At 48.2% G+C, this 13,950-nt stretch carries 12 protein-coding genes and 1 pseudogene; 9 read left to right on the top strand and 4 right to left on the bottom strand.

Going from position 1 to position 13,950, the window contains the following annotated elements; genetic code table 11:
* The first annotated feature begins 27 nt into the window (after positions 1 to 27).
* The 4 genes from mfd to CFERDRAFT_RS09500 all read left to right on the top strand — a co-directional run bounded on the left by mfd (position 28) and on the right by CFERDRAFT_RS09500 (position 6,252).
* Positions 28 to 3,336 carry a transcription-repair coupling factor gene (gene mfd / locus CFERDRAFT_RS09515; RefSeq protein WP_040433651.1) on the top strand — a complete coding sequence of 1,103 codons (3,309 nt, stop codon included), beginning with the start codon at positions 28 to 30 and terminating at the stop codon, positions 3,334 to 3,336.
* Between the two features lie 167 nt (positions 3,337 to 3,503).
* Positions 3,504 to 4,097 (top strand): 2Fe-2S iron-sulfur cluster-binding protein, encoded by a 594-nt coding sequence (locus tag CFERDRAFT_RS09510; protein WP_006367030.1) that lies wholly within the window; start codon positions 3,504 to 3,506, stop codon positions 4,095 to 4,097.
* Between the two features lie 137 nt (positions 4,098 to 4,234).
* Positions 4,235 to 4,915 carry a 2Fe-2S iron-sulfur cluster-binding protein gene (locus CFERDRAFT_RS09505; RefSeq protein ID WP_006367029.1) on the top strand — a complete coding sequence of 227 codons (681 nt, stop codon included), beginning with the start codon at positions 4,235 to 4,237 and terminating at the stop codon, positions 4,913 to 4,915.
* Positions 4,916 to 5,031: 116 nt separating this feature from the next.
* A complete protein-coding gene (locus CFERDRAFT_RS09500) occupies positions 5,032 to 6,252 on the top strand; it encodes an alanine dehydrogenase (protein WP_006367027.1) in 1,221 nt (406 codons plus the stop codon).
* Here the strand turns inward: CFERDRAFT_RS09500 and CFERDRAFT_RS09495 are convergent.
* The gene (locus CFERDRAFT_RS09495) at positions 6,249 to 7,772 is read right to left on the bottom strand and encodes a phytoene desaturase family protein (protein WP_006367028.1); all 1,524 of its coding nucleotides are present in this window, start codon (positions 7,770 to 7,772) and stop codon (positions 6,249 to 6,251) included. The genes CFERDRAFT_RS09500 and CFERDRAFT_RS09495 overlap by 4 nt on opposite strands.
* Before the next feature lie 222 nt (positions 7,773 to 7,994).
* Here CFERDRAFT_RS09495 and CFERDRAFT_RS09490 point away from each other — a divergent pair, with 222 nt between their 5' ends.
* From CFERDRAFT_RS09490 to pscD, 5 genes are all read left to right on the top strand, one after another.
* Positions 7,995 to 8,618, top strand: coding sequence for a sigma-70 family RNA polymerase sigma factor (locus CFERDRAFT_RS09490; protein ID WP_006367026.1), 624 nt, complete (start codon positions 7,995 to 7,997; stop codon positions 8,616 to 8,618).
* Positions 8,605 to 8,901, top strand: coding sequence for an anti-sigma factor family protein (locus tag CFERDRAFT_RS09485; protein ID WP_006367025.1), 297 nt, complete (start codon positions 8,605 to 8,607; stop codon positions 8,899 to 8,901). The genes CFERDRAFT_RS09490 and CFERDRAFT_RS09485 overlap by 14 nt, the downstream gene beginning before the upstream one ends.
* Before the next feature lie 414 nt (positions 8,902 to 9,315).
* Positions 9,316 to 9,714: an Hsp20/alpha crystallin family protein gene (locus CFERDRAFT_RS09480; protein WP_006367024.1), complete on the top strand. Its 399-nt coding sequence runs from the start codon at positions 9,316 to 9,318 to the stop codon at positions 9,712 to 9,714.
* An 84-nt stretch (positions 9,715 to 9,798) separates the two neighbouring features.
* The gene (gene dnaK, locus CFERDRAFT_RS09475; RefSeq protein WP_006367020.1) at positions 9,799 to 11,715 is read left to right on the top strand and encodes a molecular chaperone DnaK; all 1,917 of its coding nucleotides are present in this window, start codon (positions 9,799 to 9,801) and stop codon (positions 11,713 to 11,715) included.
* A gap of 139 nt (positions 11,716 to 11,854) precedes the next feature.
* Positions 11,855 to 12,289 (top strand): photosystem P840 reaction center protein PscD, encoded by a 435-nt coding sequence (gene pscD / locus CFERDRAFT_RS09470; protein ID WP_040433640.1) that lies wholly within the window; start codon positions 11,855 to 11,857, stop codon positions 12,287 to 12,289.
* 86 nt (positions 12,290 to 12,375) lie between these two features.
* Here the strand turns inward: pscD and ybgF are convergent, their stop codons facing one another.
* From ybgF to CFERDRAFT_RS12490, 3 genes and pseudogenes are all read right to left on the bottom strand, one after another.
* The gene (gene ybgF, locus CFERDRAFT_RS09465) at positions 12,376 to 13,146 is read right to left on the bottom strand and encodes a tol-pal system protein YbgF (RefSeq protein WP_040433639.1); all 771 of its coding nucleotides are present in this window, start codon (positions 13,144 to 13,146) and stop codon (positions 12,376 to 12,378) included.
* A 97-nt stretch (positions 13,147 to 13,243) separates the two neighbouring features.
* On the bottom strand, positions 13,244 to 13,756 hold the full coding sequence (gene pal / locus CFERDRAFT_RS09460; RefSeq protein ID WP_006367016.1) for a peptidoglycan-associated lipoprotein Pal: 513 nt from the start codon (positions 13,754 to 13,756) through the stop codon (positions 13,244 to 13,246).
* A 90-nt stretch (positions 13,757 to 13,846) separates the two neighbouring features.
* A pseudogene (locus CFERDRAFT_RS12490) lies at positions 13,847 to 13,950 on the bottom strand (peptidoglycan-associated lipoprotein); the annotation flags it as partial.

Genomic DNA, 13,950 nt, shown 5'->3' with positions numbered 1-13,950 from the left:
CATGAAAATATGTTTTGTAAGCTTCATATGAAAACGTTATCAGATTCTGACCTCCAAAGCGCCTCTGTTACCAAGAGAAATCCGGGATTTCTGCTTGAAATCATCAGGCAGTCAAGCCCATACGTCCAGCTCAAAAAGGCTTTACAGGAAAAACCTTCTGTAAAGGGGAGTTTTCCCGCTCTCAATATTTCAGGACTGCAGGGATCGCTCCCGGCAGTGCTCGCAGCTCTCCTTTTTACTGACCACCCCGACTCTCTCATGGTGCTTTGCAGCCAGCAGAGCTTCGAACTCTATGAAAATGATTTTGATGCCCTCCTGCCAAAAGAGAGCATCTGCAACACCTCCGACGAGCTCTCCCTCTCCGTAGGAGCACTGGCGCGAGGGAAAAAATCGGCCCTGCTCTCCTTTTTTGACGATCTCGATGTTGCACTTTGCAAACCGGCAGAAGCAAAAAAACGGATTCTGCACCTGAAAACCGATGAAGCTGCGGGCTATACAAACCTGAAGCAGTTTCTTGAGTGTAACAGCTTTGAACAGCGAGAGTTTGTTGAGGATGAGGGCGAGTTCTCCATTCGCGGCTCCATAATCGACGTCTTCCCTTTCGGAGCAAGAGAGCCGCTGCGTATAGAGTTTTTCGGCGACACCGTCACCTCCCTGCGCCTGTTCGACATCAACAGCCAGCTCTCAGGAAAAACGGTCGCCGAGGCGGATATTACCGCCAGTTTTATTGTAACAGAGAGCGATGCTTCCGGAACCGGGACAACAATTCTCGATTATCTTGACCCATCCACTGTTATCATCATTGATGACACGATCGATTTTGCAGCACTGGATAACCATGAAGCGCTTTCGGCTGCACTCTCCCGGTTCCGGTGTATATGGATCATGCACTCGGCGCCTTCCGGTATTGAGTTCGGTTCCGGCCCGCAGAAAAAACTCAATGCAAACTTCCGCGTACTTGCCTCACTCCTGCAGCAGGAGTCGGGTAAAAAAAGAAAACCGCTCTTTGCAACCAGTTCACGACGCGAAATAGGAGAACTGACCGACTTCCTCGCCGAAGAGATGACAGATTCGGGAGGATCAGCCCTGCATGACGCAAGCTGGCTTCCGCTCAACCTGCACACCGGGTTTACCTTCGGCTCTCTTGACCTCTATACCGAATCCGACATCTTCGGCAAGCTGCATACCCACAAAGCCCATCGCAAGCGAAAAATCCGGGGGATATCACTTAAGGATCTCCAGAAGCTCAAAGTGGGCGATTATGTTGTTCATGAAGATTACGGCATCGGTATTTTCAAATCCCTTGAGACCATAACCGTCGGTAATTCCGAGCAGGAGTCGGTACTTGTGGAGTATGAGGGGGGCGATCAGCTCTTCGTCAATGTGCAGAACATTAACCTGCTCTCAAAGTATACCGCATCCGAAGGCTCACTTCCCTCGCTCTCAAAACTCGGAAGTTCGAAATGGGCCGCAAAAAAGGAAAAAGTCCGCGGAAAGCTCCGCGATACAGCCATAAACCTGATCAAAATATACGCCCAGAGAAAAATGCAGTCCGGTTTTGCCTTTGCTGCGGACTCCATTTTCATGCGGGAATTTGAAGCCTCTTTTATTTTCGAGGAGACACCCGATCAGCATCGGGCAATTGTTGAGGTTAAAAAGGATATGGAGGCGCCTCATCCGATGGACCGGCTGATTTGCGGGGACGCAGGATTTGGAAAAACCGAGATTGCCATGCGGGCGGCATTCAAGGCGGTAGAGTCAAAAAAACAGGTTGCGGTTCTGACTCCGACGACTATTCTCGCACACCAGCATGCCGAATCCTTTACCAGGCGGTTTGAAAATTTTCCGATTGCCATAGCGGTTCTGAGCCGTTTTGTGCCGCGCAAGGATCAGATTGAGCTGCTTAAAAAAATAAAAGCGGGCCAGATTGATATTGTCATCGGCACCCACCGTCTTGTATCGAAAGATGTGCTCTTCCAGGATCTCGGTCTGCTTGTTATTGACGAAGAGCAGCACTTCGGCGTCGAGGTCAAAGAGAAACTCCGGGAGCAGTTCCCCGGTGTTGACACCCTTACCATGTCGGCAACACCGATACCGAGAACCCTCCAATTCTCAATGCTGGGAGCGCGTGACCTTTCCATTGTTTCGACACCTCCGAAAAACCGTCAGCCGGTTGAAACACTCATAACCGATTATGACACGGCCCTGATTCAATCGGCGATCCAGCGGGAGATCAGGCGTGAAGGCCAGGTTTTCTTTCTGCACAACCGGATTTCCGGCCTTGAAGAGGTACAGCTAACCCTGAGGGAGCTTGTCCCCTCTGCACGCATCGTCTTTGCTCATGGTCAGATGGCGCCGAAAGAGCTTGAAAAGGTTATGATGGACTTTATGCAGAAGGAGGTTGATGTCCTGATCTCCACCACCATCATCGGCTCGGGTCTGGATATCTCCAATGCCAATACCATTATCATCAACCGGGCGGACATGTTCGGCCTTTCCGACCTCTACCAGTTGCGCGGCAGGGTCGGCAGAAGCGACCGGAAAGCTTACTGCTACCTGATCACCCCGCCGCTCCACACCCTGAAACGGGATGCTGTACAGCGGCTTGCGGTGATCGAAAGCTTCACCGAGCTCGGATCAGGCTTCAATATTGCCCTGCGCGATCTCGATATCCGTGGTGCGGGCAATCTGCTCGGCGCCGAGCAGTCCGGGTATATTCATGAACTCGGATTTGATCTCTATCAGAAAATGCTTGAAGAGACCGTTGCCGAGCTGAAGTCAACCACCTTCAGTCATCTCTTCTTAACTGATGGAAAACCGGCACCGAAACCATTAAAAAGCTGTGACCTGCTCTTCTTTTTTGATGCACTCATTCCCGATTACTTTATTCATGCAACCCATGAGCGGTTTGCCTTTTATGAAAAAATCTCCAAAGCTCCATCAGAAGAGGCAGTTGAAGCCCTTTCCGGGGAGCTCAGGGACCGTTTCGGTGCTCTGCCCGAAGAGGTGGCAACCCTGCTGCTCCTGACAAAACTCAAACTTACGGCATCATCCCTCGGGCTTGAAAAAATCGACATCCAGCCGAAGAGCTTTACCCTTCTGCTCCCGGGTCATGACAATGAACACCTTGCAAACCGTGAGTTTTTCCAGTATCTCTTTCTGTCTGTCCAGGAGCCCTGGATGCAGGAGTACCGTCCGGGATTTAAAATGGAGAAAAAAATAAAGCTGGTGCTGCATCACCCTGCTTCGGCCGACACATCCCCCTGCATGCTGCTCAAGCGTTATACTGATCTGCTGAAAAAACTTGATCGGGCATCAAAAGAGCTGACGGCATGAAAACCTCACACTCCCTTAAACTCCCCGATGAGCGCCAGGAGTATAGGTTTCCGGCACATTATTGACCTGATAGAATAATCATCCTGTGAAGAGCAACTTTTGGTACTACTCCGTTGTTAGGAATTAGGATTGTTTTAGTGCACTTTTAAATTAAAACCAGACACAACATGACTATCATTATAAATGGTAAAAGTTATGAAGCTGAATCGGGAGAACGGCTCATTGATGTTGCCCGCATAAACCATGCTCATATCGGCTACTTCTGTGGCGGAAATGGTATCTGTCAGACCTGTTATGTTACCGTAAAAAAAGGGAGTGAACTGCTTTCACCCATCAGTGACTCCGAAAAAGCATTACTCTCTGATACCCTGATAAAAGAGGGAACAAGAATGGCATGCCTGACCACGGTTGAAAAACCGGGAACCATTGAGATCGTTTCGACGGTTGAACAGGTTAAGGAGATGTTTGAAAAAAACCCGCTGCAACTGCCGGGATATGCCGGAAAAATGGGATGGGAGGCACTCGTAAAGTTCCCCGATACCATGCAGTTACAGTCGACAAGAAGTTTTGATCTCTGGCAGTTGCTCTCGGATATTATCGGTGGAATCGGAAGTGCACTGCAGCTTGTGGTGGATGCCCTACAGCCAGCTTGCCCAGCGAAAGCGGAGTGTAAAATAATAGGCCATATTGACTCGGCCAACACACATAGCCAGCTCAGCGAAGCGACTGAACCTAGAGCTAAACAGGGCGCTCAAGCCTGAGAAAACATGCGCACCCGTCAAATATTTTTCTTCCACAGGGAAAGGGAAGGTTTGACGGGTGCAGCAATGAAATTGCTTATATTCCATCATAAAGGGATAAAGGATGGTTTTATCACTCACACCTAACTCCGATACCCATGATCATCACTATCAACGACCGGCCGTGCGAAGCCCGGATTGGTGAGCGTCTGTTGGATGCAGCTCAGCATAACAAGTGCCATATTGGCTATATTTGCGGTGGCAACGGCATCTGCCAGAGCTGTTTTGTCTATGTCAGGGAGGGCAAGGGGACGCTTTCGGCACCGAACAACATCGAAAAAGCCTTTATTTCAGAGAAACTTTTTCAGGAGGGAGGACGACTTGCCTGTCAAAGTGTTATCGTCAAAGAGGGACCACTCAGTGTGCTTTCGCGCGCTGAGCATCTGCGGCGCATTGTGCTCGGGCTCAACATTCCAGGCTTTGTAACCTATGCCCGTACCATCGGTTATAATGTAACGAACAAACTGCCTGAAGGTGCCGGAAACCTTTTTGAACGAGTCAAAAAAGGGCAGATGAACCCCGGTGACTCCCTCTCAAAAATCGGCAACGGACTCGTTCAGGCATCACTGCTTCTGTCAAACACCTTTATGGAAACATTTCCTTTTCTGCAGTACCCCGGCTCCCTGCTTGCCGAAGGAGTCAAAGGCACAGTGAAAGGCGCAGCAGATGCTGTATGCTCGATTTCAGGCGGACACCTGCATCTGCCGGGAACAACCTGTTCGTGCAGCAGCGCCAGCGAAACAAAGGCGATTGAGTCGGTAAAAATATCAGTAAAGTAGTGTTTCTCCTGTTCCTGAAACAGACCTGATGACAAAGAGGAAACGCTTTAATAAGTGCGCAAGTCCCGACATGGTCGGAAGAAAACGTAAGAGAGGGACCAAACCGTGAACTCCTGATGGGCTACTCATCCGATATCGAAAGCATTGAGTTTGAACTTGGCGCAAAAACGCTTGAACGCTGGCTTATCAAACCCGAAAAAACCATGAGCATTGTTCTCGGAATTCCCAGAGAACGGGCTCAGGATGAACGACGGGTAGCTATTTCACCTCCCGGTGTTCAGATACTGGTTGAGCACGGTATCAAGGTTATGATAGAAAAATCAGCCGGGAACTTCTGCAACTTCACTGATTTCGATTACGCTGAAGCGGGTGCAATTATCGCCGAAACACCCGAGACTTTGTTTGAACAATCAAACGTCATTGTCAAGGTCTCACCCCCTCAGCCGGAGGAACTTTCGCTCTTTATGCCCGGCCAGATGCTTATCTCCGCACTCCATCTTGGAACGGTCAGCCCGCAGTTACTGAAAACACTTCTCGAAAAAAATATCACCGCTCTTGGATTTGAATTTATAGAGACAAGGGATGGTGAATTGCCGATTGTCAGAACGCTGAGTGAAATAGCCGGCTCACTGGCGATTCAGACTGCTGCAAAATACCTTGAAACCGGTTATGGAGGAAGCGGTATTCTGCTTGGAGGAATTGCAGGTGTCCCACCGGCGCATGTCACCATTATCGGAGCCGGAACCGTAGGGCTGTTTGCTGCTCAGGATGCTCTCGGGCTTGGAGCACAGGTTACCGTTATCGACAAGGAGATTAACCGGTTGCGACGGTTTGAGGCTTTTTTCAATCGTCATCTTGTCACGGCTATAGCCAACGATCACTACATTTCAGAGCTTGCCAAAACCTCGGATGTCATGATCGGTGCGTTAAGCCCGAAAAAGAAGATCATCAAACCACTGGTCAGTGAACAGGTAGTCAAGTCAATGAAGCCCGGATCGGTTATTATTGATGTCTCCATTGACCAGGGCGCATGCTTTGCCACCAGCCGCCACACCTCACATACCAATCCGATCTATGTAAAGCATGGCGTTACCCATTATTGTGTCCCGAATATTCCTTCCGCCGTAGCCAAAACAGCATCATTCGCCCTTACCAACACCCTGCTCCCCTTTATACTCAAACTGACCGATCACGAAACCATCTCGGATATCCTATGGAAAAGCCACAGTCTGAGAAAAGGAACCTATATTTTCAGGGGCTACGTCACCAAAAAAATTCTTTCCGAGCTTACCGATTTCCCCTACCGTGAGATTGATATGCTGCTTGCCGCCTGCTAAACAAGCTCTTCAAGAGGAGTTCCGAATTTTCTGGCTATATAGGATGCACAGGAGACCCCCGAATAGGTCACAGCAATAACTCCCTGACCCGGAAAGGTGCTGTCACCAACCGCAAACAGATTTTTCACCGGCGTGGTATTCTGGGGTTTCTGCAGAATATTCTGACCCGGTCTGAGCAAGGGGCCATATGATCCGTTAAAGCGGTTAAGATAGCGTTCATGGGTAAGCGGAGTGGCAAGCACCTTCAGCTCAACCGCATGTGCAAGCCCTGGAAGGATCCGCTCCGTTCTGGCAATAATCCGCTCGGCAAACCGCTCCTTCGCTTCGAGGTATTCGCTCCCTCCCCTGTCGTACTGCTGCCATGCATCCATTTCGGCTGTAACAAAAGCATGCACAATGTGCTTGCCTGCAGGGGCAAGTGACGGATCAAGCATGGTGGGCGAAGAGAAATAGATTGTTCCGCCCGGCTGGTTATAGCATTGCCAGTCATCAACAAGAATATGATGAACAGCGAAATCAGCAGGAATAACCGAGCTGTCTACACCAAGAAAAAGCTGAAACCAGCTTGGTGCCTGCTGAAACCGCTCTTTTTCAACCCGGTATCGAGAGTCCGAAATAAGCCTGTTGAAGGTATCCCAGACGGTGGCGTTACTGATAACGGCTTTTGCGAAATATTCGGAACCGTCAGCAAGTCTGACTCCCCGGGCCTCTCCGTTTTCAACAAGAATTGCACTCACCGCTGACTGAAATCGTATCTGGCCGCCGAACTTCTCAATTCCACGGCAAAGCGCCTTCGGAATTGCTCCGGAACCGCCGACCGGATAGTTTATGCCGCCATAATGACGATCAGCAAGGCAGATACCGGCATTGACAAGCGGTGTCGAAACAGCATCCTGAACCGCCCAGGAGTAGGCTTCAATGTCAATAAAGCGGAGCAGCTCCTCATCCCGGATATATCGGCGTGCGGTTTTACCCATTGAGCGAAATGTCTTCAGGGCAAGCGAGATGGTTTTGAGCGGATAACCGGCGCCGACAGTGAGAAGGTGGTTCACATCCTCAAGAGAACCGGCAGGTAGTGAACTGAGAATAGCATGGACATCATCAAGCTCGCGGTAAAACGCTCTTATCCCGTCGGCTTCAGAGGGAAAACGATCGATCAGTGCATCGAGAAAGGTCTTGCGATCATAGGAGGCTGAAACAGCAAAATCATTGGGCAGATGATAATGAATCTGAACAGGATCGTGAATTGTCTTTACCTGGATGCCAAGTTTCCTGAAAATTCTTGTATGCAGATTAAGTGTTCCGCTGCTGCCGTTTTCACCAAAGCCGTAAAAGACCGAAGCACCGGCATCAAAAGAGTACCCTGCTCTCTGAAAGGCGGAACAGCTTCCTCCCGGAAAAGGGTTCTTTTCAAAAACAAGTGTTGAAATACCCCGTTCCTGAAGCAGCGCCGCGGCTGTAAGTCCTCCGATACCGGCGCCGATAATAATAACATCGGCAGATTCGTGTGATGAAGTCATGTATCAGGATTTAGACCGGAAGTTCTTGAATCACCTTTCAGGGCTGCTCTGTATAAATTGATTATCCCGACCAGTCCGGACTCCATCCGCCGCCTGCTCAAAGCGCTCATAACAATTTATAAAGGGTACCTTTAATTGACCTAAAATATATTTTTTATAATTATTTTGCGAAGTCAGCGACAAGCACGTTAAGCAATGACAGAACAAGGATGATGTGATCATATGAAAAAAAATGAACCGGTTCGTCAGATAAAAACAAAAAAGGGCTCTCTCTCCAGGGAAGAACAGCAAAAACAGCTTGAGTTTCAAAAAGAGGCTGTTGTGCATCTCAACTCCTTATACAATTACGCTCTGCACATGACCATGAATCCTGACGATGCGGAGGATCTTGTGCAGGAGACCTACCTCAAGGCCTATCGTTTTTTTAATTCCTTTGAACGGGGAACAAACTGCAAGGCATGGCTGTTTAAAATCCTGAAAAACAACTATATCAACCGTTTTCGTAAAAACTCAAGAGAACCGGGAAAGGTTGATTACGATCTTATAAAGGATTTTTATCATTCAATCAAGGATACCCGGAGTGATACCACTGAAGCGGAGAGCGATTATTTCCACTCTTTGCTCCATGAAGAGGTTTATCAGGCATTGCACTCTCTGCCTGAAGAGTTCAGAGAGGTTATTCAGTTGTGTGATATTGAGGGGTTTACCTATGAAGAGATTGCCAACATGGTAGAAAGCCCTATTGGTACTGTTCGTTCAAGATTGTACAGAGGAAGAAAACTGCTTCGGGTACAGCTTGAAAGCTATGCAAAGAAATACGGGTTCAATACGAATGCTGATCAATAAAATCAATACGTATAATTTTTTTAATATGAACTGCAAAAAAGCCCGCGTACTTATGAGTGCTGCAGTAGACTCCGAGCTGAATCTTAAGGAGGAGCAGGATTTTCTGGCGCATCTCTCCGAATGCAAGGAGTGCCATGAGGAGTTCAGAGAGGCAAAGAAAACAAAGATGATCATCAAGGAGCGGATTGTTCAGTTTAAAGCGCCGCAATCGCTTGTGAATTCAAATATGCAGCTCACCAGTATTCCTGCTACCGAGCATGAAGACACCCTCCTCTTTGAATGAACACCCTGCAAGCTGTGGCCCTCTCCAGGCCGCAGCATGACCCGATACGATCAACACAAGTGATCAGCAGGATTACACAAAACCGGTAGCGCTCCGATCCCCTTGAGCGTACCGGTTTTACCTCGTCGTTCTCACCCCCTGTATACCGCCCGGTTTAAGACCCCGGCTCGCTCTCCTCATCCCGCTTGAAGCCGTTCAACTCTACTCACCCGCTTACTGACATTTTGTCAGCACTCGCGCGCGTAAGCCTGACACAATGATCACAAGTATGACATTTTCTGTTCTGAAAAAGCGGGCGACAAGCTTTTTTCGGCATTGGCACGGTAATTGATGATTAATAGTCAAGCTGCTGTATGACAGAGCTGCCAATAATCACACTACTCATAACAAGCAAGAGATTACAAGGAGAATACTATGCTGGTAAAACTATCAAAAGACCCGATGAAACTGTTTGACGATATCTGGTCAGGATCACAATTGCCCACGGCACCTGCATTCAAGGTTGATATTGCTGAAGACGAAACTGCATTTCATATAGAGGCAGAACTTCCGGGAATAGCAAAGGAGCAGATAGGACTCAATATCGAGGATGATGTTCTGACCATAAAGGCCGAAAGAAAACAGGTAACAGAAGATTCAAAAAAGGATTACCACCGGATTGAGCGGACTTATGGCACTTTTTCAAGAAGCTTCAATCTTGGCGAAATAATCGATCAGGATAACATCCAGGCTGACTTTGAGAGTGGAATGCTTTGCATAACACTGCCAAAAGCACGTCCTGCAGGAAGAACAAAAGAGATTGCAATCAAATAACGCCGGAATCACTATTCGGGTTTTGCGGGCAACCCTCCAAAACTCATCATTTTCATACACTATCAAAGAAAAGGAAAAGAAATCATGGGAAAAATTATCGGCATCGACCTTGGCACTACGAACTCCTGTGTAGCGGTCATGCAGGGAACTCAGCCTACAGTTATTGAAAATTCAGAAGGCAACCGTACTACACCATCAATTATTGCCCTGACCAAAACAGGTGATCGTCTTGTTGGACAGGCGGCAAAAAGACAGGCTATAACCAATCCGAAAAACACCATTTTCTCAATCAAGCGTTTTATGGGACGCAAATATGATGAGGTCCCGAACGAGAAAAAAATGGCCCCATATGAAATCATCAACGAAAGTGGTGAAGCAAGGGTAAAAATCAACGACAAGATCTACTCTCCACAGGAGGTTTCTGCAATGATTCTGCAGAAAATGAAGCAGACAGCCGAAGATTTCCTCGGAGAGAAGGTAACCGAAGCGGTCATTACCGTTCCGGCTTATTTCAACGACGCTCAGAGACAGGCGACCAAAGATGCAGGACGCATTGCCGGCCTTGATGTCAAGCGCATTATCAACGAACCGACTGCCGCAGCTCTGGCCTACGGACTTGACCGGAAAAAGGAGAATGAAAAGGTTGCCGTCTTCGATCTTGGTGGCGGAACATTTGATATCTCCATTCTTGAGCTTGGAGATGGCGTTTTTGAAGTCAAATCAACCGATGGCGACACCCATCTCGGCGGCGATGACTTTGACCAGAAAATTATTGATTATCTGGCAGATGAGTTCAAGAAACAGGAGGGTATTGATCTTCGCAATGATGCCATTGCTCTTCAGCGCCTGAAAGAGGCGGCTGAAAAAGCTAAAATAGAGCTCTCATCAAGAACGGATACGGAAATCAACCTCCCCTTTATTACCGCAACCCAGGAGGGCCCGAAACACCTTGTCATCAATCTGACCAGGGCAAAATTTGAGGCCTTGAGCGCTGAGCTGTTCGACAAGATTCTTGATCCCTGCCATCGTGCAATCAAGAATTCAAAGGTTGACATGAAGGATATTGATGAGGTTGTGCTTGTCGGCGGATCAACCCGCATACCAAAGGTTCAGGCTCTTGTCAAGGAGTTCTTCGGAAAAGAGCCGAACAGAAGCGTCAATCCTGATGAGGTTGTTGCAATCGGCGCAGCCATTCAGGGCGGTGTGCTTAAAGGTGATGTAACCGATGTGCTTCTGCTTGATGTCACTCCGCTCTCTCTGGGTATAGAGACCCTTGGCGGTGTCATGACCAGGCTCATTGATGCAAACACCACCATTCCGACCAGAAAGCAGGAGGTATTCTCAACCGCAGGTGACAACCAGACTTCAGTTGAGGTCCATGTCCTTCAGGGAGAGCGCCCGATGGCCACGGACAACAAAACACTTGGACGGTTCCATCTTGGTGATATTCCCCCCTCTCCAAGAGGTATTCCACAAATCGAAGTCACCTTCGATATCGACTCAAACGGTATCCTGAGTGTGTCGGCAAAAGACAAGGCAACAGGAAAAGAGCAGAGCATTAAAATTGAGTCGAGCAGCAAACTGAGCGATGCAGAGATCGAAAAAATGAAGACTGATGCCAAAGAGCATGCTGCCGAAGATCAGAAACGCAAGGAGGAGATTGACACAAGAAACGTGGCTGACTCGCTCATTTTCAGCACGGAAAAACAGCTGAAGGAGCTGGGTGATAAAATACCGGCAGAAAAACGCCCGGCACTTGAAGGCTCCCTTGATAAACTCCGGGAGGCTTACAAAAACGGCACTATTGAATCCATCAAGAGCGCTATGGAAGAGGTCAACAAGGAGTGGAGCGAGATTGCTTCACAGCTCTACCAGTCACCTCAGTCTGAAGCTGCTCATTCCGAGCCGGCTCCTCAGTCGGAAGGAGAAAAGAGAAAAAGCGGCGGAGATGGTGAAGTTGAAAATGCCGAGTATGAAGTCATTGATGACAAAGAGAAGTAAGCTTGTCAACACAAGCTCATCAGAAACAAAGGGATTCGTTATGAATCCCTTTGTTATTTAACCTTGATTTGCTAATTTAACCATGTTGAACGCGGAACACCAAAAGGTGTTCTATTTGCAAATTTTAACCGTGCAAACGATGCGATCTCAGCTCAGCCGTCCGAATACCGCTACAAACCAGGTCAGGGTCAGTACAGCAGGACCATGGTCGGGAAATGCGGCGCATAAAACCAAGAAATATTATATCACCACGGCAAAAAGGGACAACTACGGGAAACTTCAGATCCAGATCTGCCCTGCATCCGGACGCAGAAAGTTGTCGCCGACACCTGAGATAATCAGTAAAATCATTTCAGGTGAGATAGAGTTGTTTGTTTTGACCACACAACCAGATATCGGAATTGACCTGAAACAGAAGGTTCTTGACAATGAGAACCGGTATGTCATCGACTTTGACAAGCGGGGAATCAAGTGGACCATGAGGGATATTCCGGTCTTTTATGACTCACTGCACCAGCAGCTCGCCGTTGAAATTGACCGCCAAGTCTATACCCTGGACAAGTTTTTCAAGTAACAGGAGGCAATGCCTCTTGTTCTACAAGCTTGCGACATCCCCTTTTCAATGCCATGCATCACTTTTGCATGGCATTTTTTTTATCTCTACGGGAGTTTCTTTTTTGCCAGTTTTGCTTCCGGAGAAGCTGGATATACACTCACAAGACTGCTGTATCGTGCCTTGGCACTCGCTGTATCGCCAATCTTCTCGAAACAGATCGCCTGCTTGAAGAGCGCTGCCGGACGCTTGCTGCTTTTGGTATATTTGGCAATAACCACCTGATATTCCAGAATGGCCTTTTCAAACCATTTCTCCAGAAAATAGCTCTCCGCAAGATAAAACTGCGCGTCAGAGAGAAGGGGTGATTTCGGATAGCCCTGTATAAGTTTGCCAAAACTTTCCCGTGCTGCGCTATAGCTCTTTTTTCCGAACAGCACAACCCCTTCATCCAGCAGTTTCTTTTCAGGAGAGATCTCCGTCGTTTTCAGCGTGTCAGTTACGGCACTGCTCTTTGGCTTTGACACTGCCGTAGGGGCTTTCGCATCTTTGTCGAGTCCAAGATAACTCTCGATTTTCTGCAGCCGTGAATCGAGATCATCAAACTTGTGCACAAGCAGAGAGTCCTCCATGCCAAGACGACCGAATGTTTTGCTGTTATTGTACCTGGCCTCTTCAATACTGCCCTGCAGGCGTGCAACCTCATCACGAATCTGCTGTACATCCGAATAGGAGACTGCCGTTTGTGTTTTAATGGTCTCAGAATCTGTTTTCAGTTTCAGGAGATCGTCTTTGACAACAACAAGCTCCTGCTTTGAAGCACATGCCGAAAGCAGAAAAAAGGGAAAGAGTAGAAACGGTTTAATCTTTGTATTCATGGATATCGACAACATTGATTGATTCAAAACTTACACTAATACCTGTTTCCGTTTGTCAGCTCCAGAGCTACTCCAGGGTACGGCTTGAACGCCCCTGTTATTTTATCACAAAATGCGCACGCCTGTTTTTTGCCCATGCCTCATCATTCTGGGCAGCATCGAAAGGGCGCTCTTCACCATAACTGACAGATTCAAGGCGGGAGGCTGCAACTCCTAGTTTTACCAGATACTCCTTCGCTGTTGCCGCTCTGCGTTCTCCAAGTGCAAGATTATACTCTGCGGTACCTCTCGAATCACAATGACCTTCAATCAGAGCCCCTTTGGCTGTGTTGCTTCCAAGCCACTCGGAATTCTGTTTCAACTGTCCCTGAGCTTCGGTGCCGAGTGTGGAGCTGTCAAAATCAAAAAACACATCACCGAGCGGTCCTGTCTGATACTTGTCGAATCCATATCCTGTCGGTGTAGAGGGCTGTGCCGGAGATGAGAGTGCAGAACTCTCTGAAGAGGTGCTGCCGCCAGTGCTCTCTGTTGAGGTCACTGCGCTTTTTGACGAACATCCCGCCGTCACCATCAAGGCAAGAATAAAGATGCCATTTACTGTTTTTCTCATCGTTCAATCGTCATTTTAGCATTAATAAAAAAACGGGGGCACGCCCGGTTCAGCCTGCCCCCTGATAGATCACAACCTGAACAGGCAATACTACTCGGCTACAAAGTGTGCTCTTCTGTTCTGGGCCCATGACTCCTCATCATGACCGACAGCAAATGGCCTCTCTTCACCATAACTGACCGTTTTCAGGCGAT

This window comes from Chlorobium ferrooxidans DSM 13031 (genome assembly GCF_000168715.1).
GTDB classification, from domain to species: Bacteria; Bacteroidota; Chlorobiia; order Chlorobiales; family Chlorobiaceae; genus Chlorobium; species Chlorobium ferrooxidans.
The sequence above is the reverse complement of the archived record's forward strand: the minus strand, read 5'-3'. Positions and strand labels throughout refer to the sequence as shown.

Coding starts and splice junctions, on each gene's coding strand:
- mfd (WP_040433651.1), top strand. CDS start 28: ATGAAAACGTTATCAGATTCTGACCTCCAAAGCGCCTCTGTTACCAAG.
- pal (WP_006367016.1), bottom strand. CDS start 13,756: ATGAGAAAAACAGTAAATGGCATCTTTATTCTTGCCTTGATGGTGACG.
- dnaK (WP_006367020.1), top strand. CDS start 9,799: ATGGGAAAAATTATCGGCATCGACCTTGGCACTACGAACTCCTGTGTA.
- CFERDRAFT_RS09490 (WP_006367026.1), top strand. CDS start 7,995: ATGAAAAAAAATGAACCGGTTCGTCAGATAAAAACAAAAAAGGGCTCT.
- pscD (WP_040433640.1), top strand. CDS start 11,855: ATGCGATCTCAGCTCAGCCGTCCGAATACCGCTACAAACCAGGTCAGG.
- CFERDRAFT_RS09495 (WP_006367028.1), bottom strand. CDS start 7,772: ATGACTTCATCACACGAATCTGCCGATGTTATTATTATCGGCGCCGGT.
- CFERDRAFT_RS09485 (WP_006367025.1), top strand. CDS start 8,605: ATGCTGATCAATAAAATCAATACGTATAATTTTTTTAATATGAACTGC.
- CFERDRAFT_RS09505 (WP_006367029.1), top strand. CDS start 4,235: ATGATCATCACTATCAACGACCGGCCGTGCGAAGCCCGGATTGGTGAG.
- ybgF (WP_040433639.1), bottom strand. CDS start 13,146: ATGAATACAAAGATTAAACCGTTTCTACTCTTTCCCTTTTTTCTGCTT.
- CFERDRAFT_RS09480 (WP_006367024.1), top strand. CDS start 9,316: ATGCTGGTAAAACTATCAAAAGACCCGATGAAACTGTTTGACGATATC.
- CFERDRAFT_RS09510 (WP_006367030.1), top strand. CDS start 3,504: ATGACTATCATTATAAATGGTAAAAGTTATGAAGCTGAATCGGGAGAA.
- CFERDRAFT_RS09500 (WP_006367027.1), top strand. CDS start 5,032: ATGGGCTACTCATCCGATATCGAAAGCATTGAGTTTGAACTTGGCGCA.